The following is an 18,360-nucleotide window of genomic DNA, read 5'->3' on the forward strand; positions in this document are numbered from 1 at the left end:
CACACAGGGTGATGGACCCCGGGTGGGTCCGGACGAGGGGAAAACGTTGAAACTGCGAACCAGACGCGTGTTTACCGGATCGATGCTGACTGCTGCTGCACTGACTGCCGCACTTCTCTCCGGGTGGACTGCACAAGCAGATCCCGCATATCCGGCGCCGGACCCGGACCCGTTCTATTCGCAAGCAGCGGCCGAGGGGACCGCCGGCACGCCTATCTCTGTGCGCCGGGCCCCTGACCTGATGACCTTTCCCGGCGTCGCGATCTGGCAGGTCAGTTACAGGTCCACGAACTCCGAGAACAAGCCGATCGCCGCGGTCAGCACGATCCTGGTCCCGCCGAATCAAGCGCAAGACGGCCCGTTGCTCTCCTATCAGCACATCGTCAACGCACTCGGAACGGGATGTGCGCCATCTCGCGCGCTTTACGCATCGGATCCCAACATCGTCATCCGTGAAGCGCCCATCCTCAACGTCGCGCTTCAACGTGGATGGACCATTGCCCTTCCTGACCATCTCGGACCCAACAGCGCCTACGGCGCCGCGCGCCTGGGCGGACAGATCACGCTCGACGGTATCCGCGCCGTTCAGAAAATCCCCGAATTGCGTAGTGGCGCCAGCCCAGTCGGTATTGCCGGTTACTCCGGCGGCGGCATGGCCACCGCGTGGGCGGCCGCACTGGCCCCGAGCTACGCACCCGAGGTCAACCTCGTCGGTGTAGCCGAGGGCGGCGTTCCGATGAATCTGTCCAAGATGGCCAACGGCCTCGGACAGGATCCGCACCCGGCATTCGGCCTCGCCTTCGCCGCAGCAATGGGCCTCGAACGCGAGTACCCCGACCTCCTTCCGCTGAGCAACCAACTCAATGACCTCGGTCGGTCGATGCGGACCGAACTCACCAACGCGTGCACCAACGACATCCTGAGAGTTGGCGCAGGACGCAGCGCTTCCCAGGTGTCGACGTCGACTTCCCTGTTGTCCAGCCCCGAAGTGCGAAAGGTTATGGACGACAACAGCGTCGAGCTCTATCCGGGTGTGCCGACTGCCCCGGTATTCGAATGGCACACGCCCGACGACGTCCTTATCCCCATCGATTCGGTGGTCAACACGATTTCTCGGTACTGCGCCGCCGGAGCCACGGTTCAATCTCAGCTGTTCCCCAGCCCGGACCACCTCACCACTGCGGTCCTCGGTCTGCCCACCGCGTTCGAGTACCTGCAGGACCGGTTCGACGGAGTGCCGGCCCCGCGTTCGTGCTGAATGTCTCCGGAGTGATGTATCGAGCAGGCGCGGCACATGGCCAACTCGGTGTGCCCGTGGCATCGTTGATCGTATGAGCGACACGGATGACACCGGCGCGGCCGGCAATGGCGATTACAGTCTCGATCCCGACGACCAGCTTCAACCCGAAGACACCCTGATCGATCGAGGCGTGGACGACATTCTCGACGAGGGAATCTCACCACCGGAACGCCCATTGGGCCTGGACGCTCACGGGTTGACCGGCAGTGAAGAATCGGCGGGGGAGACCCTCGACGAGCGCCTGGCCGAGGAAGAACCTGATCCGTACGCGTCACTGGGAGATCCCCTGAAGGATCCGGCAGATGCCGACGAATTCGAACGGGAAGAAGAATTCCCGAACGGTGACGAAGTCGGAGATCGCCGCGTCGGGCGTCTCGTTGCCGAAGACGAGGGCCGATACGAGGACGAGGAAAGCGAACTCATTGCCGGAGACGTCGGAATCGACGGCGGCGCAGCGTCGGCGGAGGAAGCCGCGATGCATCTGATCGAAGAATCAGACGACTGACCGACCGCCTGACTGTTGTGGCTGTTGATCGGTGAGAACGATGGAGTGGACGTGATTTCCACCCATCCTCTTGCTTTCGTACATCGCCGAATCGGCTAGGCGATGTAGATCGTGAACGCCACTTTCTGCTGCTTGCACGTCTGGCCAGCCGCCGTTGTGTATGGCTATGCCGATGCTTGTCGTCGAGAGTGGTTCGCCCGTAGGGGAGTTCATGATGGGGGCGATCCGTGCGAGCAAGTCGCCGACGTACGGCAACGGCATGATCTGAACGACGACGAACTCGTCACCGCCGATACGAGCGATCGCTGCGTCCGATCTGGCCCAGTCGTGGAGTCGATACGCCGTGCGCAGGATGACGCGGTCGCCGACGTCGTGACCGTAGGTGTCGTTGAAGTGTTTGAAATTGTCGATGTCGATCACCACCACCAGCAAGGACTGGTCGAGGCTGGATTTCGCTTGCAGGAGTTCGGAAGTCCGCCGTGAGAGTCCGCGCCGATTCAGCAGGTCCGTCAACGGATCGAGTTCGGAGCTTTGAGCGTCGTTGCTCAGGAGCGCCAGAGCAATCTGCGTGACGACCGGTATGACGGTGATGACAGGGATGGCAAAGGCAATGCGTCCCAGGACGTCTGACAGGCCGGAAGGTACATCGGTGAACACGCCAATGCTGGCGATAACGATGACCGCCCCGGAAAACAGCAGGTGCCACAGCTGCGCTCGAAGATTGTGAAAGAACGCTATGTACGAGCCGACGAGTCCGAAGACGAGGCACCCCAACAGCCTTTGATCCGGATCGGCCTCCGCCAGCACGATCACCGCGACAGCGAGGTCGCCCGCGATGACGAAAAGGTACGACCGTTCCCGGGTCGTCGCAGTGAACGGCAGCGCTGTTCCGCCGATCATCACGAGCACTGCGATCATGACGTCCAACGGAAATCCGATGGTCTGCACCGAATGGGTGCCTAGTCGCTTCAGCAGAATCGTGACTCCCAGGAGGAAGACCAATATGCCGATGCCTATCCGAGTCGGCATCAGAATTCCGTTGTCGCGCAAGAATCGCGTGAATCGGTCGAACTGGTCTGGCACTGCAAGCCAGCGGTGCACGGCCTTGGGTGTGTCACTCATCGCGGCCACTGATCATTCGAAGCGGCCGGTCGAAATAGAACACATGCGGCGATAGTAGTCCGTGGCGATGACAATGGAACTGCACCCGCTCCCAGCCACCCCGCCCCCAATACGTCACAGTGACGAATTGGGGGCGGGGTGGCTGGGAGTGGGCGAGACTCATCCATCAACATCAACCCGCGTCAGGCGGCCTGCCGCGCGGCCTGGACACCTGAGCGGCAGGGTTGCTCGGTGGCCGGCCGGGGTCGGACGGCGATCGACGATTGATTGTCCGACGACGGGCACGCCAAGATGATCAGCTCACACAATGCGTCCAGCGGTCCAGGGCGGAAGCACGCGAATGGTCGACAGATACATCTACGGATCGACGACGCAGGAAACGGATCAGGAGCCGATATCGCCAGGTCGACAATTTGCCGATAATCTACATTATGTCAAGTAATGGTTATTCGAACGTCCCCCGTCAGCCTGTCCGCTAGCTTTACCCACATGGATTCCGTTGCACTCGTCCTCGGTTCACCACGTGGCCGTCGCTTCTGTGCGAACGTCGGGCACGCGTGCCGCGCCAGCGCAAGCAACTCCGGTGGACACTGGCCTCAATCGCCGGAACATGCGCTCGAAGTTCTCGGCGCTGTTGATATCCGGGCAATCGCCGAGATGTCCGAACTCGAGATTCTGCACTGTCTTGCGTATGCCGTAGATTGCGCACGCTATTGGGAGCCGCCGGACGAAGAAGACCTGATCTTCGTCCGGCCGGATGTCGCAGCGGCGCTGCGACCGATTGCCGGAGCACTACTCGACTCGCCACACACCGCATGGTGGACCGAGCCGATCGACCGCCTGAACCAGAATCTGGTTGAAAAGCGAAACCCCATTTACGGCTGGTCGGGCCTACCCCTGCGGATTTACCCCACGAAGGACGGCCTCGAACAGTGGCGCGATGAGGCACTCGATACCGAACGCCGGTTTCTGGAATACCAGATCGAAGATCCGGACCGTAACATCGGAGGCGAATGGTGGTCTACCCCTTTTGCCAACGGCACAACCGAAACAACCAGGGCCCGCGACGGTATCGGGGCCCTCGGGGTGTTTCTCGAAGAAGACAGCTCCTCGAACGAGGCGCGGGTGCAGCCGGTAAGGATCTACGGCGCGCCCCGCATCTACGAGATCACCGGTCCGCAGGACTGGGCGAATCTGGTCGATACCTATCCCCTGCCAGTGCCCGCTTCACGTCGCTTCGTTTGGTACGACACGACCGGTGAATACCGTGACTGGTTCATTCCGGACTGGGTTTCGGTCGCCGCAGATTACGACGCCATCCACTTGACCTTGATGGCCTATCTGACCACGCCAGGCATCGCGATCCCGTTGTCGGCCAACTCGGGGGCCACCGTGCTCGCCGGGTGGGATCCGGACGCCACATTCTGGCTACGAAGCAACAACATCACCGTCGAGGGCGAGCCACCAAGCTGACGCTCAGCGGCGCAGAATTCAGCAGGTGCGCCCGTACGGCCAGCCACCGTGCAGTGTCCTCGATCCCCTGTTCCAAGGTGAACGTCGGAACCCACCCGAGTAGTCGTAACGCACGATCGTTCGACGCATAGGCGCCGGCAGTGTCACCGGTGCGTCGGTCGGCAGCGACCACGTCGACGTCTTCGCCGAGCACGTTCTCGAATGTGTGTACCAATTCCCACACCGTCGTCCCCCGCCCGCTGCCCAAGTTGACCACAGTCATGCGTGATGAATCAGCGGTGACCCGGTCGAACCTTTCGAGTGCTCGAACATGAGCGTCTGCAAGGTCCCAGACGTGAACGTAGTCACGCACTCCCGATCCGTCGCGCGTCGGCCAATCCGTCCCCGTAACCCTGAAAGGCGTTCCTGTCGAATATGATTCGAACAGCTTTCCGAGTGCGTGGGTCGGGCGCGCCGACGCTGGTCCGCTTCGCAGCTCCGGGTCTGCCCCGACAGGGTTGAAGTAGCGTAGAGATATTGCCGATAATCCTGTGGCCGCCACGATGTCGTCAAGCATCGTTTCGAACTGAGCCTTGCTGTGCGCGTAGGGACTCTGCGGTGCGATCCGCCAATGTTCGTCGACACACCCACCGTCGCTCGGCGCGTACACCGCAGCAGAGGAACTGAACAAGAAGCGCTCACAGCCGTTCCGAAGGACACTCGATACCAGTGTCAGTGACTTGGATACGTTGTTCTCGTAGTACCGCGCCGGGCTACTCACGGAATCTCCGACCACGATCAAGGCCGCACAGTGAACTGTGCCAACGATATCGGGATGATCTGCGAATATCCTGTCGAGCAGTTTCTCGTCCGCGATGTCGCCGCAGTAGAACGGGCATCTGTGCGCAAATTCGGCACGGCCGGTCAGCAGGTTGTCGAGAATCACGACATCGATCCCGGCGTCGACGCACTTCGACGCCACGGTGCTTCCGATGAATCCCGCTCCGCCGGTGATCAGTACTTTCACGCTGCTCCCCCGGCATCTTCGACGGCAGCCCTCGCACGACGGACGAAGTGGGATACGCGTGAGCGTGCCAAGTCCCATCCACGTAGGTCGCGCCCGTCCCGGATGGAAAGCCGATCACGGTCGAGAAAGAGCGGCACCATGACCAGATCGCGGTAGAGCGAGTGCAGACGTGGGCGATCGGCCAACCACAGCGTGCATTGCCACCACCAACGCGCCGACGTAGTCGTCACCCCGGTATTCACTCCGAAGATCGATTCCACCGCAGCCCAGTGGACGTTCACCGCGCGACGGACATCGCGCGGCAATCGGCGTCGCGCGAGCATCGCCGGGAGTGACGGCTCGGAGTCGAACAGGTACCCCACGTCGAAGACGCTGTTCAACGCCAGATCAGCGCGAATCAAGGCGCGATCGGCAAGCCGCGCGTGAGCGATGACATGAAGCGTGACATCGGCAAGGGCAAGTCTGGATCCTTCGGTCTCTGCGCTGAGTCCTCGGACCGCGGACTCGCGGGTCAACGCGTGACGGGCAAACCGCGGAAGCAAGTGTGAGTGGATTTCGACGGAGCCGTGACGGTCGTCGCGAAGGAGCGCTGGTTCCTGATGATCGTCGTGATCGATGGAATCCCCTGCCACCTCGTCCGGGCGAACCATTCGATAGCCGAAGTCGATGATCGCGTCGTTGGCTGGAACGGCGTGTGCGGGATCTACGACCAAGAGGTCGATGTCCGTCATCCGTCGTGCCGCCGGGTTCGGCCAGATTCTTCGCTCGAGAAGAGCAGCACCTTTCAGCGCGACAGTCGGAAATCCGCTGCTGTGTAACAACTCTTGCAGTTCTACGCGCTGCGCATCGAGGTCCGCGATACGAAGCGCGTTTCGGTGATGGACAAGGCTCAGCGTCAATTCCGGACTCGACGCGCTAGCTGCGGATTCCGACAGCATTTCGGCGAAACTCGCCGGCAGGACCGATGCGAAGCCGGCATCGACTGCGCGGGCGGCCAGCAGCGGCAGCACCTTGTGCCTGGCAGCGGCGTCGATGACTCGCGGCCAATCCCGCTGCGAACACGAACGGATGACGTCGGCCCCGCGCTCGGGTTCCAACATGGAAATCAGGTACCGGGTGTCACGCATGACGCCACCAGTTCCTCCACGGTGTCGGCGCCGGTGTCGCCGTGGTGCCGGATCATTCTGTAGCACGGGGCATTCGAGAGCAGGGCAGCGATGTTTCTCAGGGTCAGTCCGTGATTGTCGGACCACAGAGCGGATTGCTCGGCCAGCGACTGTATCGCCTGGGGTGCGGGCATCGGCGCGACACGAGTAGGACCCCCGTCCCATTTATCGAGAATCAGCACCAGATCGATTCCGCGAACCGCCGAATCGACGTTGGGAGTAGCGGGCAATGTCGACGGGTCCAGTGCCCACACCGAAGGGGTATACGGGAGATACAGCGAATCGTGCGCCTTGATGTCCGGGAGAACGTCGAACGTACCGGCTTTCAGGTGGACCCGGCGCGGCAAGCCCACCGCTTCGGTACCGCGAATGAAGACCCCTTCGTCAGCTCGCAGTTGTGCACCCCGTAAGGCAAGGGCAAGCGCCAAGGTGGTTTTACCCGCCCCGGAGTGCCCGGCGATCGCCACTCTCACACCGTTGCAGTCGACCAGAGCGGCATGCAGGCGTGTCCACAGTTCGGTATCTGCGGCCGTCATGACATCCCGGTGCACAGTGCGGTAAACGTTCTCCGCGAGGTGGAGTCCGTCGAGACCGATCAGCGGTTCCTTTCTGCCTCCGATGGTCGAGTCGATGGTGGCGTCCCAGCGACCGAACGTCGATCGATTCCGCTGAATCCGAACTTCGATGTTGTGGTCCGCAGGCCAGGGGCTGGCAATTCGATGCTCGATGACACCGAGTTCGGGTATGGCAGGGCCGCGCACGATCGCATCAACCCATAGGTAGTGCGTTCGGAATTGTGGTACGTGGCTGCCTGTCACGGGATTCTCACACCAGCAGACGCGAGGCGCTCAGCTGTCCATAGGTCTCGCTGACCACCGACTCCGCGTCATGGTCAGGGATCTCGAGTACCTCCGACACCGCCTGGACGATGTCACTGACGGTCCGGCCGTCACACAGTTCCCACACCAAAGTCGCGACGGGGTTGAGGTGATGGGCAACGTCGCTGGAACTGTCGTACAGCACGACACCGTCGGTGAGATCATTGCTCTCCACCGTCTGTGAGCGCTGAGGCCTCGCGTCTTCGAGTAGTTCCGTCAAGATATCTCCTTGTTCCAACCAGTCCGATATTCGTGTTGAGCTATTTGCGTTTGGGGTGGTGTCAGAGCGAGAAGCGTCGTGAGTATTCGGATTCGATTGCGCCCGAACGAATCAGGCTGCGTGTGGAGGCGATGCCGGGTGCGAGCGTCAGACACGTGAGCGCTCCCCCGGCGTTCGCATCCACCAGGTAGTTGCCCAAAGTTTGGTAGTGGCCCGTCCATTTTTCGAATGCTTCGGGGTCTACCTCCGGATCCGCAATCGCGTCCAGAATTCGTTCGAAGGCGCGCGAATGAACGAGGACGGCGTGAACTCCACGGTTCTCCGGACTGGTGCGCAAGAGCGCCGAACCGTCGATCAGCGCTCCGTCGCCCGATTTCGCGTCGTGTCCGAGTTGGACGACATCCCAATCGCGGTGATCGAGGTCTTCGCGTGCGTGGTCCAGGATCGACGCAGCCGCATCCAGCAAACTCACGTCGTCAGCTGCAATGAGGACCGAATCCCAGCTCTTCTCGGTCGCCCGAGAAACCGCGCGACGCCACGAGACGGCAAAGGCCGCTTCCTGATTCATCACGTCCTCGAAAGCTGATTCTCTCTCCACCGCTGTTACGCGCGGTAAGCGAATGAATCGATGCCAGGACGCCTTCCATCTGTCGATATCGAGGTCAAGATTCACGACGACAACACCGAGGTCCGACTTCGAATCCTCGACAGCCGGGGTGGGTTCTCCCCCTACTCGGGCAGGCGACAGTGGGCGATCGAGCACAACGTCGACTGCGCCCCGCTCGAGCAGATAGGTCGCCAGTGAAAAGTCGGACCGCACGGGTCCGTCCATGCTCCGAGAGAGTTCGTCTCGCAAGGTTCGGTATGCCGCGGCGCGAACAATCAGTGCAGCCCCGACCAGGTCTTCGCCGTGTGCGTGGATGACGGCCGCATCGGCTTCGGCGGGGAGGTCGTCTGTTATGTTCCGCAGCTTGTACATAACCGCGGGTTCGATCACGCGAGCCTCGTCCAGGAAGACCACCGACTTCCAGCCCAGCAGAATCGCCTTGTCGAGTCCGGCGACGAACGCTGAGGCCGTCCTCCACCCATCCGGACCGTCGTCCTCCGCCGGAATGGCACGGTGAACGGTCAGTTCGATCGACTCGGCCTCCGCCAGGCATGAACGCCACGGAGCTACTCGGCCGTCGTCGCTGAGAACGATCACCCCGCCGAAGACCAACTCGGGTCGCTGGACGCTCAGTTCGGCACGGCGACGAATCTCGGGATACGAATCACCGAGGTACCTGGAGAACTGACGATGGAGTGAGTCGAGATCCCATCCGACCTCACTCCAACCGAGCAGGTAATTGTGAACGCGATCTTCCCAATTTATTCGATACGGGACACCCGCCGGGCGCTCGAATCGATGGTGCCAACCAAATGTCGGAAGGCAGACGACCTTTCCGCCGTTGATCCGGAACTTCTCGTGGATGTATCCCTCCTCACCGCCGAATCCGGTGAAGTGCGAGTTCAATCCCGGCCACGCCTCACGCCTGCAGGCAAATGAGCCGAGGCCCTGCATGATGATCTCGAAAGGCACGTCCGGGTGTTGCTTCGCTCGCGGATCAACCCCCCAGGAGCCGAACATTCCGTTGCGCCACTTGGGGTCCATGTGGGTGGCCGCGATGTGCGAGGAATCCTGGGAGAGCATCGGTCCCTGGATCAGATCGTCAGTTTCCGGATTTGCATCGAAATACGCCAGCAACGCCGACAACGATCCCGGTGCCAGGATCACGTGGGAGTCGAGGACCAGGACATACTTTCCGGTGGCCTTGCGGAACAGGACGTCCCGCACCGCAGTCGATCGAACGTCGGTGAACGGGATGTAGCGGAACCGATCGATGTAACCGGCAAACGATTCGAGCATCGGCGCCGGCAACCCCTCGGGGTTGTTGTCCAACAAGACGAATTCGACTCTGTCCAGAATCTCGCGATGATGGACCAAGATCGAGTGGATCGTGAAGTATGCGCCGTCGAAATCGTCGTAGGTCGCGATTGCAATGGTGAGGTCGGCAGATTCTCCGTGCGGCGGCGTTTCTTTCACCTGTACTGGCACCGCGCTCTGAAGAGGCTTCAGAGCGCGGTGCAGGGCGTCGTCGAACTCGGGCATCGGTGTGCTCCCTGGGAACCCGTGGCGTTGTATCGATTACGTCGGTTACACAGGTTCCGTGGGATCTGTCGGCTTGGTCGGGCTGGTTGGGAACGTCGGCTCGGTGCGAGTGGTCGGCACAGTTGGGACGGTCGGCTCTGTCGGCTCCGTCGGCCCGGTGGGCTTGGCGGTAGTCGTTCCACCCGAACCTGACGAGCTACCGGTTGATCCGGAACCTGTGGAACTTCCAGACGATCCCGAACTCCCGGAACTACCCGAACTTCCTGACGATCCCGAACTTCCCGACGATCCGGGGTTGCCCGGCTCGTTTCCGCCCGGCTGGTTCCCTCCCGGAGTATTACCACCGGGCTGATTCCCGCCTGGTTGCTCGCCGCCTGGTTGATTCGGATTCTGCTGGCCACGAGTAGGAGCTCCGGAGAGGTTCGGCGTGTCACCGGCTGCGAAGGCCGGTGCCGCACCACCGAGGCTGATCGACGTCACGACCGGAACAGTTACCGCCGAGGCCGCCAGAACTGTCTTGACGAACTTGCGTCGATCAACCGGAACATTCTGAAAAGCGTCGCCGCCCATAGTGTTTCTCCCATGCGTCCGAGACGAGGTCGTCCTCACTCGATGTCGGGCAAAACGCTAGCATCCTTCCGGCAACTTTACAGACTGAACGCGCCGATATTTGACGGGTATGCGAATTCGAGTCCGGACTGCGCCGACTGTTCGGACAGAAGTACGGCGATCTCCTCCTGTTCAGGGGACTCGTTTGTCCCGGTCGACAACCGTCAACCGACCGGCATCTCCCACGGCGCCACCGGAAGAGTATTTCCGGTCTCGAGGTAGGACTTCAGATTCGACAGCACCGCCGACCATCCGCCCGCTACCTCCATGCGAGCCGATTCGTCCGCCAAATCGGTGTGCTTGACGGTCAATCGCACGATCGCGCCGAAGGCTTCGATGTCGAAACTCACCCGCGAGATATCGACGCCCGATTCACCGTTCGGATCAGCCCAGGTGGTGACCAACCTGGACGGTGGGCTGCTTTCGACTACGGTGCCGACTACATCCGCGATGTTCGAACCGTCGATCCGGCGGTGCTCCCACGTCGATCCCGGCTGCCAGTCGGAGACGTTGCTGTGTCCCCAATACTCTGCAGTGGCCCCCGCGTCCGTGAGTGCTTTCCAGACGTTCTCGGCCGTACTGGCGATGTAGGTGACATATACAAAACTGGGCTTGTCGGTCATGGCTTCCTCCGCGAGTTTTTTGACGGCACTGAGCGCATGCAGGCGCGGTACCTCGAACTTGTTGATCCATCGCTCTCGAATCTCCTCGAGCGCAACGGGATTGAGATAGTGAAGTTTCGTTCTCCCCTGCCGCACCGTGCTGATCAGATTTGCATCCTCGAGCGCCGTGAGGTGTTGCGTGACAGCTTGGCGACTCATGTCGAGGCTCTCGCACAGCTCACCGAGCGACTGCCCGTTGGCTACGAACAGGCGGTCCAGCAGAAGTCTTCGCGTGGGATCGGCAAGTGCTTTGAAGGCTGCATTCATCCGGTCGTTCACAACTTCACGATATGCAAGCATTTGCTTGCATGTCAATGGTTGGGCGTGCCGGGTTTCGGAAGTAGGGATAAATAGGGTGTGATGTCTTCAGGCAGATGTGATCTGAATCCCGGATCACACCGTAAGAGAGGTTGAGCACATGGACTGGGCAGCAATTGGAGTGGGTGTCGGGTATGCCTCGGTGGCTCTGTCGATCCTGGTTTTCGTCGGCGGGTGCATCGCACTGTTCATTTTGTCGGTCCGCCAGTAGCTGACACCTCGACCAAGTGGTGAACACCCCCGGCGCGAGGATGACACGCGTCTCGGGGTGATCGCCGCCGGAGGCTGCTTGATCGATTCGGACACACCGGCGCGCGTCGGACTGCTCGCAGAGAAGCTCGGCCGCGGTGGGACTACCGTAGGACTGTCGCCTAGAACTCGAGGAGTACGGAATGAGCATCCAGTCGGTTGAACCGCACCGCCACCGCGTAGTGGTGATCGGTTCCGGCTTCGGAGGATTGTTCGGCACTCAGGCTCTCAAAAAAGCCGATGCCGACATCACGATGATCGCGCGTACAACCCACCATCTGTTTCAGCCGCTCCTCTATCAGGTTGCGACCGGCATCCTCTCGGTCGGTGACATCGCTCCCGCCACGAGACTGGTGCTGCGCAAGCAGAAGAACGCCCAGGTGCTGCTCGGTGAGGTCGAGACCATTGATCTCGAGAATCAGACCGTGACCTCGCGTCTGCTCGAACGCGTCACGGTTACGCCGTTCGACAGTCTGATCGTGGCGGCAGGTGCCGGTCAGTCGTACTTCGGCAACGATCAGTTCGCGGAGTTCGCCCCCGGAATGAAAACGATCGACGACGCCCTCGAACTGCGCGGACGAATCCTCGGGGCCTTCGAACAGGCCGAACTGTCGGACGATCCCGCCGAGCGCGCGCGCTTGCTCACCTTCGTCGTGGTCGGCGCCGGCCCCACCGGGGTGGAGTTGGCCGGGCAGATCGCCGAGCTTTCCCGTCGTACGCTGGACGGCGCCTTCCGCAAGATCGATCCTCGTGAAGCGCGCGTCGTGCTCCTCGACGGCGCCCCTGCCGTGTTGCCCGTGTACGGCGGGAAGCTCAGCCGCAAAGCTGCCGAGACGCTCGAGAAGCTCGGCGTCGAGATCCAGCTCGACGCAATGGTCACCGACGTCGACAACGACGGTCTGATCATCAAGGAAAAGGACGGCACGCTTCGCCGCATCGAGTCACAGTGCAAGGTCTGGTCCGCCGGCGTGCAGGCCAGCCCCCTCGGCAAGCAGCTTGCAGAGCAAAGCGGCGGAGAAACCGATCGCGCCGGCCGAGTGATGGTCAATCCTGACCTGTCGCTTCCCGGACACCCCAACGTCTTTGTCATCGGCGACATGATGTCGCTCGACAAGCTTCCAGGACTGGCTCAGGTCGCCATGCAGGGCGGCAAGTATGCGGCCAAACAGATCAAAGCGTCACTGGATGGAAAGTCCCCGTCGGAACGAGTTCCGTTCAAGTACTTCGACAAGGGCAGTATGGCGACGATCTCGCGCTTCAGCGCGGTAGCCAAGGTGGGCAAGCTCGAGATCAGCGGCTTCATCGGGTGGGTTGCCTGGTTGGCAATTCACCTCCTGTACCTCGTCGGATTCCGTTCACGCGCCTCGACGCTCTTGTCGTGGGCAGTGACGTTCTTCGGGCGTGGCCGTGCTCAGATGGCGTCCACCGAGCAGCAGGTCTTCGCGCGAAACGCGATGGGCGAGTTGGAGAAGAAGAACAAGGAAGCGACGGAGTCCGGCAGCACTTCGAATGGCGAAGCCAAGAAGGCTGCCGGCAAGCAGCAGAAGGCCGCCGGCTGATCGATCAGCACCTGGGCGAATAACGAAGGGCGGCTGTGGAGTTCAACTCCACAGCCGCCCTTCGTCATTTGATCGACTGCCGCGTGGTCAGTTTCCGATCTTCGCCACCTCGGTGATGTTCGCGAGGCGAACCTGCCCCTTGGAAACGAGTCGGCCGTTCTCGTCGGTGATGCGAACTTCCCAGAGTTGCTGGGTGCGTCCGCGATGAATCGGGGTGGCTTCAGCGGTGAGAGTGCCCTCCCGCGTTGCGCGCAGGAAGTCGGTGTTGTTGTTGACTCCGACTACGTGTCCTCGCTCGCCCAGCCACACGGTGCCACCGACGCTGGCGAGAGACTCCACCACCGAGCAGTACACACCCCCGTGCTGTATCCCGGCGGGCTGGTGCAGCGTGGGCTTGACCGTCCATTGCGCCCTCACACGGTCTGGGCTCAGTTCGGTGTATTCCAGGCCGATGGTGGCGTCGAAGCCCGTCCCGAGCCGTTTCATCATCTCTGCGGTCTCAGCAGTGTCGACCATGCCATCTCCATCTGTGATTCTCTGGCGCCGGTGTGGCTGCCACTCCCTACCTGATTACACGAGAGGTAACTCGAGCTTGGAATCAGGTCTGGAAAAAGAACCGGCGGGTTTCCCATCATTCGATGGGAAACCCGCCGTGGGAAGGACCGGGAGTCTCTGCAGCCCTCAGGACTCCGGCGCGGTCCGGCAGTTTCGTCACTCTCGCGTCGTGTAGCTCTCTGCGAGGTGTTCCACAATCATAGGCAAGGCTGACCTAATTTAGCAAGCCCTTCGTCGAACTGGTTCCAACGAGGGCGTAGCGAGACCTTGCGGCGCGCACGAACCGGCAGCCCGGCGGCCACAAAGGCGTCCAGCAGTCCCTGCCCTCGACGCTGAGCGGCCGATTCGCCCTCACCGGCCAAGATGGGGACGTAGGCCGCTGCACCCAGGATCGACTCCCCTACCAGGCCCCAGAATCTGAACTGGTCGACGGGCGCACACCTGGCGACGGCGTCATAAATGGCTCGGAGTGAAGTCAGGCAACGGTGCGCGGTCCAGACAAGGAGCGCTTCTTCACACGGCATGTCGACGACGCCGTCACTGCCGGACTCCCGTCCGTTGGGCGCAACGCGCAGCGTTTCGTCGACCACGCCGGCCCAGTCGATCCCGCCGTCGCTGTCCATGTGGATGAACAGGTTCTCGAGCCCCGGGTCCCATGCGGACCCCTCGGAGACGATCGACGCGGCCACCCTGCCGACCACGGCATGAATAAGTGACGTGGCAACCTGGATCGCCGCAGCTTCGGCGCTGTCGAGATCTTGAAGTGAACGGGCGAACATCTGATGCACCCGATCCCCGCACAGGCCCTCGCTCAGTTGCCACCAACGCCGTTTACCTTCGCCCGCCATGGCGGCAACCGCGTAGACGCGCGGATAGTCAGGGTTGAGTGCTCGTAGGCGAACGCTGGTGCGGCTCAATGCGTTCGACCGGAGTTCGAATTCACGAACATCCGCATGCTGGGTGGTCAAGGTGATGGTCACCGTGCACTCCAATCGGCCGAAGTTGTCTTGTGGTTCTTAATGTAGGTTAGCCTCACCATAATTCAAGAGTAAAGAACTGTGACGCTGGGCACCGCATATTCACAGGAACGTCCCCCGCAGGAAGCGCACCCGCATAGGGTTCCGTAACCTAAGATGCGAATTCCCTGCGCACCAAGACCAGGAGCTCGAACCGCCAGTGACGATGATCAAATCTCTCGGGAACGGACATCCCCGAGGACCCAGCGAGACGTACGGACGGCGCATCGTGCCGCGCGGCCCCGCTCCTGTCCGAATGCGTGTCCTGGCTGGACTTTTCGACGCGGCGGTGTTCCTACTTCCGTTGATCGTCGGCTGGTACATCGTCCAGTCGCTCCGTGACGAAAACGGTGGCGGCGAGGCCGATCGAGCAGTCTTCGGCGGGACAGCAATAGCCATCGCCGTCGGTCTCCTTGTGTGGAACCTCGGATTCCGTGAGGGGGCAACCGGTCGGACCTCGGGGAAGGGATGGGTTGGCCTGGTCACGCGTGACGCGACCACCAAACAGCCCATCGGTGTCCGCCGGGCTCTGCGCAGACCGTTCGACCGAAGCGGCATCGAGGTGGTCCGAGAAAGCACGGCCCGCGACGAGGGCTTCGAAGAACTCGCACGCGACAACAGTGTCGGTGCAACTCGCCGGCGCCGCCTGATCGGACTCGCGGTCCTCACCGTGCTGCTCGCGCTCGTGATGCTCGCGAGTATCGCGGTGGGTGCTCGTCCACTGACGTTCGCCGAGATCTTCCACGCGCTCTTCAATTCGGACGGAACTCAAACGGACATCATCGTGCGGACGTTGCGCGCCCCACGAACGATTTTGGGTCTTGTTGTCGGAATTGCACTCGGTATCGCCGGTGCCTTGATTCAGGGACACACGCGCAACCCGTTGGCGGATGCCGGTCTACTCGGCCTCAACGCAGGCGCGGCGTTCTTCGTGGTCATGGCGATCTACCTCTTCGGCTTTACGGCGCCGAGTCAGTACCTCTGGTTCGCGTTCGCAGGATCCTTCGTCGCCAGCATCGTCGTTTTCGGCTTGTCTTCCATCGGAAACGGCGGCGCAAGTCCTCTGAGTCTGGCTCTGGCGGGCGCAGCCGTCGCGTTCTTCCTGCAAGCCATGACCAACGCCGTGATAATCCTCGACCAGACGAGCCTGGACGCCTACCGTTTCTGGGTTGTCGGGTCGGTGTCCGGTCGCGGGTTCGACGTCCTCTGGCAGGTCCTGCCTTTCCTGATACTCGGATTGGTCATCGCCTTGGCAAGTACGCCGGGGCTCAACGTCCTCAGCTTGGGTGAAGACGTCGCAAAAGCCTTGGGAACGAACATCGCGTTCAGTCGCACACTCGGCATCGTCGCGATCACCCTGCTGACCGGCGCCGCCACCGCGGCGTGTGGTCCGATCGCGTTCATCGGTTTGGTGGTCCCTCACGTGGCCCGGGCCATCACCGGACCCGACTACCGCTGGCTGGTCCCGTACGCGGGCTTACTCGGCGCGGTCATGTTGATCACCGCGGACATCATCGGCCGCGTGGTCGTGCGCCCTGGTGAGTTGCAGGTCGGCATCATCTTGGCCCTGTTCGGCGCTCCGTTCTTCATCGCTCTCGTACGCCGCAGGAAGTTGGCAAGTCTGTGACGCTCAAGCAGGAACTCCGGGTACTCCCCCGGACCGTCCCCTCACGTAAGTCGATCCGCCTCGGTGGATTCTCGCTGGTCTACCGCCCACTCGCGGTGTCGGTGAGCATTGCCCTCGCAGTTGCGCTGTTCCTTCTGCTTTGCATCAACATCGGGCGGGGCGACTATCCGATCTCGATCCCCGATGTCATTTCGGTCCTGCTCGGCAATGGCAGCAAGACACAGAACCTGATCGTCTTCGACCTTCGACTTCCTCGGTCGCTCACCGCGCTCTTCATCGGTATGGCACTCGGCATTGCCGGTGCGGTCACCCAGACGATTGCGCGCAATGCCCTCGCCAGCCCCGACATCCTCGGAATCACGGCTGGATCGAGTGCCGCCGCAGTGGCACTCATCGTACTCGGCGGGGGTGGCTCGTTCGTGGGACTGCTTGCCACACTGGGGATTCCGTTGGCTGCGCTCTGCGGCGGCCTACTGACAGCAGTGGTGATCTACGCCTTGGCGTGGCGCAAGGGCGTCGAGGGGTTCCGCCTCATCCTGATCGGTATCGGCATCAACGCCATGCTGGTGGCAGCGACGGGATGGCTCCTCATCTCGGCGGACATCAACGACGCTTCTCGCGCACAGGTGTGGCTCAACGGTTCACTCAACGGTGCCACCTGGAATCAGATGTGGCCGGTCGCAATCGCCGTCGCAGTAGTCGGCGGCTACGCGGTGATCGCATCGTTCACCATGGGAGCACTTCGGTTGGGCGACGACAACGCAACCTCACTCGGTGTTCGCTTGCAATCATCACAGGCCAAGTTGTTGCTTTCCGCCGTGGCACTGGCCGCCATCGCGACCGCAGCAGCAGGTCCGGTCGGCTTTGTCGCCCTGGCTGCGCCACAGGTCGCCATGCGTCTGGTGCGCTCCGCCGGCCCGCCCATCGTGGCTTCCGCACTGACCGGTGCTGTACTGGTGGTAGGCAGCGACGTCATCGCTCGAACAATTCTGCCTGTGGAACTCCCCGTCGGAATCGTGACTTCCGCACTGGGCGGCCCGTTCCTGCTCTACCTGTTGGTTCGTAACAATCGGAAGGTCACAGCATGACCACCATCGCCCAGTCCACCGATGCTCCTTCGCGTCTCGTCGCGCAGAATCTGACGCTCGGGTACGGGGATCGCATCATCGTCGACGGACTCGATCTCGAGATCCCCACCGGCGTGATCACGACGGTCATCGGACCCAACGGTTGCGGCAAGTCGACGCTCTTGCGCGCGCTCGGTCGTCTGCTCAAGCCAAAGGGTGGATCGGTCATCCTCGACGGCAAGGCGATCAGTTCGATGAAGACCAAGGAAGTCGCGCGGGTGCTCGGAATGCTCCCCCAGACTCCGGTTGCGCCGGAAGGGCTCACCGTCGCCGATTTGGTCTCACGTGGGCGCCACCCGCACCAGTCGTGGATCAGGCAGTGGTCCGCGGACGACGAGGGCGAGGTAGCCGAAGCGCTCGAGCTGACCGGTGTCTCGGATCTCGCCGATCGGCCCGTCGATCAATTGTCCGGCGGTCAGCGTCAGCGAGCCTGGATCTCGATGGCTCTCGCCCAGGGAACCGACATCCTGCTTCTCGACGAACCGACTACCTATCTGGACCTCGCACACTCGATGGAAGTCCTCGACCTGGTGGATCAACTCCACGAGGAAATGGGGCGCACCGTGGTGATGGTTCTGCACGACCTCAATCTCGCGGTCAGATACAGCGATCATCTGATCGTGATGCGCGACGGCGCCGTCGTCGCTTCTGGTGTCCCCAAGGACATCATTTCCGCGGAACTTCTGCTCGAGGTGTTCGGTCTCGAAGCTGCGGTCATCGACGATCCCGTCTCGGATCGGCCGCTGATCGTTCCGATCGGAACCCGGCACGTGTTCGGTGCCGTCGGCGGGCCGGCAAAGCCTGAGTGACGATCGCGAA

At 61.8% G+C, this 18,360-nt stretch carries 17 protein-coding genes; 8 read left to right on the forward strand and 9 right to left on the reverse strand.

The features are described 5' to 3' along the window. Window positions 1-82: 82 nt before the first annotated feature. Both B0E55_RS20830 and B0E55_RS20835 read left to right on the forward strand, forming a co-directional pair. Complete coding sequence (locus B0E55_RS20830; RefSeq protein WP_021344275.1) at window positions 83-1,258, forward strand: lipase; 1,176 nt, start codon at window positions 83-85, stop codon at window positions 1,256-1,258. A 73-nt stretch (window positions 1,259-1,331) separates the two neighbouring features. Beyond that, on the forward strand, window positions 1,332-1,805 hold the full coding sequence (locus B0E55_RS20835) for a DUF5709 domain-containing protein (RefSeq protein WP_080910381.1): 474 nt from the start codon (window positions 1,332-1,334) through the stop codon (window positions 1,803-1,805). On the opposite strand, the gene B0E55_RS20840 is transcribed toward B0E55_RS20835, so the two are convergent. After that, a complete protein-coding gene (locus B0E55_RS20840) occupies window positions 1,794-2,927 on the reverse strand; it encodes a GGDEF domain-containing protein (RefSeq protein ID WP_080910445.1) in 1,134 nt (377 codons plus the stop codon). The genes B0E55_RS20835 and B0E55_RS20840 overlap by 12 nt on opposite strands. 489 nt (window positions 2,928-3,416) lie before the next feature. On the opposite strand from B0E55_RS20840, the gene B0E55_RS20845 reads away from it, so the two are divergent. Beyond that, on the forward strand, window positions 3,417-4,400 hold the full coding sequence (locus B0E55_RS20845; protein WP_080910382.1) for a hypothetical protein: 984 nt from the start codon (window positions 3,417-3,419) through the stop codon (window positions 4,398-4,400). Here B0E55_RS20845 and galE read toward each other — a convergent pair. From galE to B0E55_RS20870, 5 genes are all read right to left on the reverse strand, one after another. After that, window positions 4,372-5,406 (reverse strand): UDP-glucose 4-epimerase GalE, encoded by a 1,035-nt coding sequence (gene galE / locus B0E55_RS20850; protein ID WP_080910383.1) that lies wholly within the window; start codon window positions 5,404-5,406, stop codon window positions 4,372-4,374. The genes B0E55_RS20845 and galE overlap by 29 nt on opposite strands. After that, the gene (locus B0E55_RS20855; protein ID WP_080910384.1) at window positions 5,403-6,533 is read right to left on the reverse strand and encodes a nucleotidyltransferase family protein; all 1,131 of its coding nucleotides are present in this window, start codon (window positions 6,531-6,533) and stop codon (window positions 5,403-5,405) included. Before B0E55_RS20855 ends, galE begins: the two co-directional genes overlap by 4 nt. Continuing rightward, on the reverse strand, window positions 6,512-7,333 hold the full coding sequence (locus tag B0E55_RS20860; protein ID WP_029255362.1) for a hypothetical protein: 822 nt from the start codon (window positions 7,331-7,333) through the stop codon (window positions 6,512-6,514). The genes B0E55_RS20855 and B0E55_RS20860 overlap by 22 nt, the downstream gene beginning before the upstream one ends. A 64-nt stretch (window positions 7,334-7,397) precedes the next feature. Next, window positions 7,398-7,670 carry a PqqD family protein gene (locus B0E55_RS20865; RefSeq protein ID WP_080910385.1) on the reverse strand — a complete coding sequence of 91 codons (273 nt, stop codon included), beginning with the start codon at window positions 7,668-7,670 and terminating at the stop codon, window positions 7,398-7,400. A gap of 61 nt (window positions 7,671-7,731) precedes the next feature. Beyond that, window positions 7,732-9,819, reverse strand: a complete 2,088-nt coding sequence (locus B0E55_RS20870; protein ID WP_080910386.1) for a glycosyltransferase — start codon at window positions 9,817-9,819, stop codon at window positions 7,732-7,734. A gap of 58 nt (window positions 9,820-9,877) precedes the next feature. Here B0E55_RS20870 and B0E55_RS20875 point away from each other — a divergent pair, with 58 nt between their 5' ends. Further along, window positions 9,878-10,171 carry a hypothetical protein gene (locus tag B0E55_RS20875; RefSeq protein WP_080910387.1) on the forward strand — a complete coding sequence of 98 codons (294 nt, stop codon included), beginning with the start codon at window positions 9,878-9,880 and terminating at the stop codon, window positions 10,169-10,171. A 421-nt stretch (window positions 10,172-10,592) separates the two neighbouring features. Here B0E55_RS20875 and B0E55_RS20880 read toward each other — a convergent pair whose 3' ends face one another. Further along, a complete protein-coding gene (locus B0E55_RS20880) occupies window positions 10,593-11,390 on the reverse strand; it encodes an ArsR/SmtB family transcription factor (protein ID WP_080910388.1) in 798 nt (265 codons plus the stop codon). Window positions 11,391-11,800: 410 nt separating this feature from the next. Here B0E55_RS20880 and B0E55_RS20885 point away from each other — a divergent pair, with 410 nt between their 5' ends. After that, on the forward strand, window positions 11,801-13,216 hold the full coding sequence (locus B0E55_RS20885) for an NAD(P)/FAD-dependent oxidoreductase (protein WP_019748456.1): 1,416 nt from the start codon (window positions 11,801-11,803) through the stop codon (window positions 13,214-13,216). 87 nt (window positions 13,217-13,303) lie between these two features. On the opposite strand, the gene B0E55_RS20890 is transcribed toward B0E55_RS20885, so the two are convergent. Both B0E55_RS20890 and B0E55_RS20895 read right to left on the reverse strand, forming a co-directional pair. Then, window positions 13,304-13,732, reverse strand: coding sequence for a PaaI family thioesterase (locus B0E55_RS20890; RefSeq protein WP_020969625.1), 429 nt, complete (start codon window positions 13,730-13,732; stop codon window positions 13,304-13,306). A 236-nt stretch (window positions 13,733-13,968) separates the two neighbouring features. Then, the gene (locus tag B0E55_RS20895; protein WP_020907762.1) at window positions 13,969-14,751 is read right to left on the reverse strand and encodes a hypothetical protein; all 783 of its coding nucleotides are present in this window, start codon (window positions 14,749-14,751) and stop codon (window positions 13,969-13,971) included. Window positions 14,752-14,953: 202 nt separating this feature from the next. Here B0E55_RS20895 and B0E55_RS20900 point away from each other — a divergent pair, with 202 nt between their 5' ends. Genes B0E55_RS20900 through B0E55_RS20910 form a run of 3 tightly spaced genes read left to right on the forward strand, consistent with a single transcriptional unit; the run spans window position 14,954 to window position 18,350 of the window. Beyond that, window positions 14,954-16,414: a FecCD family ABC transporter permease gene (locus B0E55_RS20900; RefSeq protein ID WP_080910389.1), complete on the forward strand. Its 1,461-nt coding sequence runs from the start codon at window positions 14,954-14,956 to the stop codon at window positions 16,412-16,414. Beyond that, window positions 16,411-17,502 carry a FecCD family ABC transporter permease gene (locus B0E55_RS20905; protein ID WP_019748452.1) on the forward strand — a complete coding sequence of 364 codons (1,092 nt, stop codon included), beginning with the start codon at window positions 16,411-16,413 and terminating at the stop codon, window positions 17,500-17,502. Before B0E55_RS20900 ends, B0E55_RS20905 begins: the two co-directional genes overlap by 4 nt. Continuing rightward, window positions 17,499-18,350 (forward strand): ABC transporter ATP-binding protein, encoded by an 852-nt coding sequence (locus B0E55_RS20910; protein ID WP_080910390.1) that lies wholly within the window; start codon window positions 17,499-17,501, stop codon window positions 18,348-18,350. The genes B0E55_RS20905 and B0E55_RS20910 overlap by 4 nt, the downstream gene beginning before the upstream one ends. The last annotated feature ends 10 nt before the right edge of the window (window positions 18,351-18,360 follow it).

The organism is Rhodococcus sp. 66b, from assembly GCF_002076325.1.
GTDB lineage: Bacteria > Actinomycetota > Actinomycetes > Mycobacteriales > Mycobacteriaceae > Rhodococcus_F > Rhodococcus_F erythropolis.

Excerpts from the sequence above, each read along its gene's own strand:
- B0E55_RS20880 (WP_080910388.1), bottom strand. The coding sequence starts at position 11,390 with ATGCTTGCATATCGTGAAGTTGTGAACGACCGGATGAATGCAGCCTTC.
- B0E55_RS20900 (WP_080910389.1), top strand. The coding sequence starts at position 14,954 with ATGATCAAATCTCTCGGGAACGGACATCCCCGAGGACCCAGCGAGACG.
- B0E55_RS20835 (WP_080910381.1), top strand. The coding sequence starts at position 1,332 with ATGAGCGACACGGATGACACCGGCGCGGCCGGCAATGGCGATTACAGT.
- B0E55_RS20870 (WP_080910386.1), bottom strand. The coding sequence starts at position 9,819 with ATGCCCGAGTTCGACGACGCCCTGCACCGCGCTCTGAAGCCTCTTCAG.
- B0E55_RS20845 (WP_080910382.1), top strand. The coding sequence starts at position 3,417 with ATGGATTCCGTTGCACTCGTCCTCGGTTCACCACGTGGCCGTCGCTTC.
- B0E55_RS20830 (WP_021344275.1), top strand. The coding sequence starts at position 83 with ATGCTGACTGCTGCTGCACTGACTGCCGCACTTCTCTCCGGGTGGACT.
- B0E55_RS20855 (WP_080910384.1), bottom strand. The coding sequence starts at position 6,533 with ATGCGTGACACCCGGTACCTGATTTCCATGTTGGAACCCGAGCGCGGG.
- B0E55_RS20840 (WP_080910445.1), bottom strand. The coding sequence starts at position 2,927 with ATGAGTGACACACCCAAGGCCGTGCACCGCTGGCTTGCAGTGCCAGAC.
- B0E55_RS20910 (WP_080910390.1), top strand. The coding sequence starts at position 17,499 with ATGACCACCATCGCCCAGTCCACCGATGCTCCTTCGCGTCTCGTCGCG.
- B0E55_RS20885 (WP_019748456.1), top strand. The coding sequence starts at position 11,801 with ATGAGCATCCAGTCGGTTGAACCGCACCGCCACCGCGTAGTGGTGATC.
- B0E55_RS20890 (WP_020969625.1), bottom strand. The coding sequence starts at position 13,732 with ATGGTCGACACTGCTGAGACCGCAGAGATGATGAAACGGCTCGGGACG.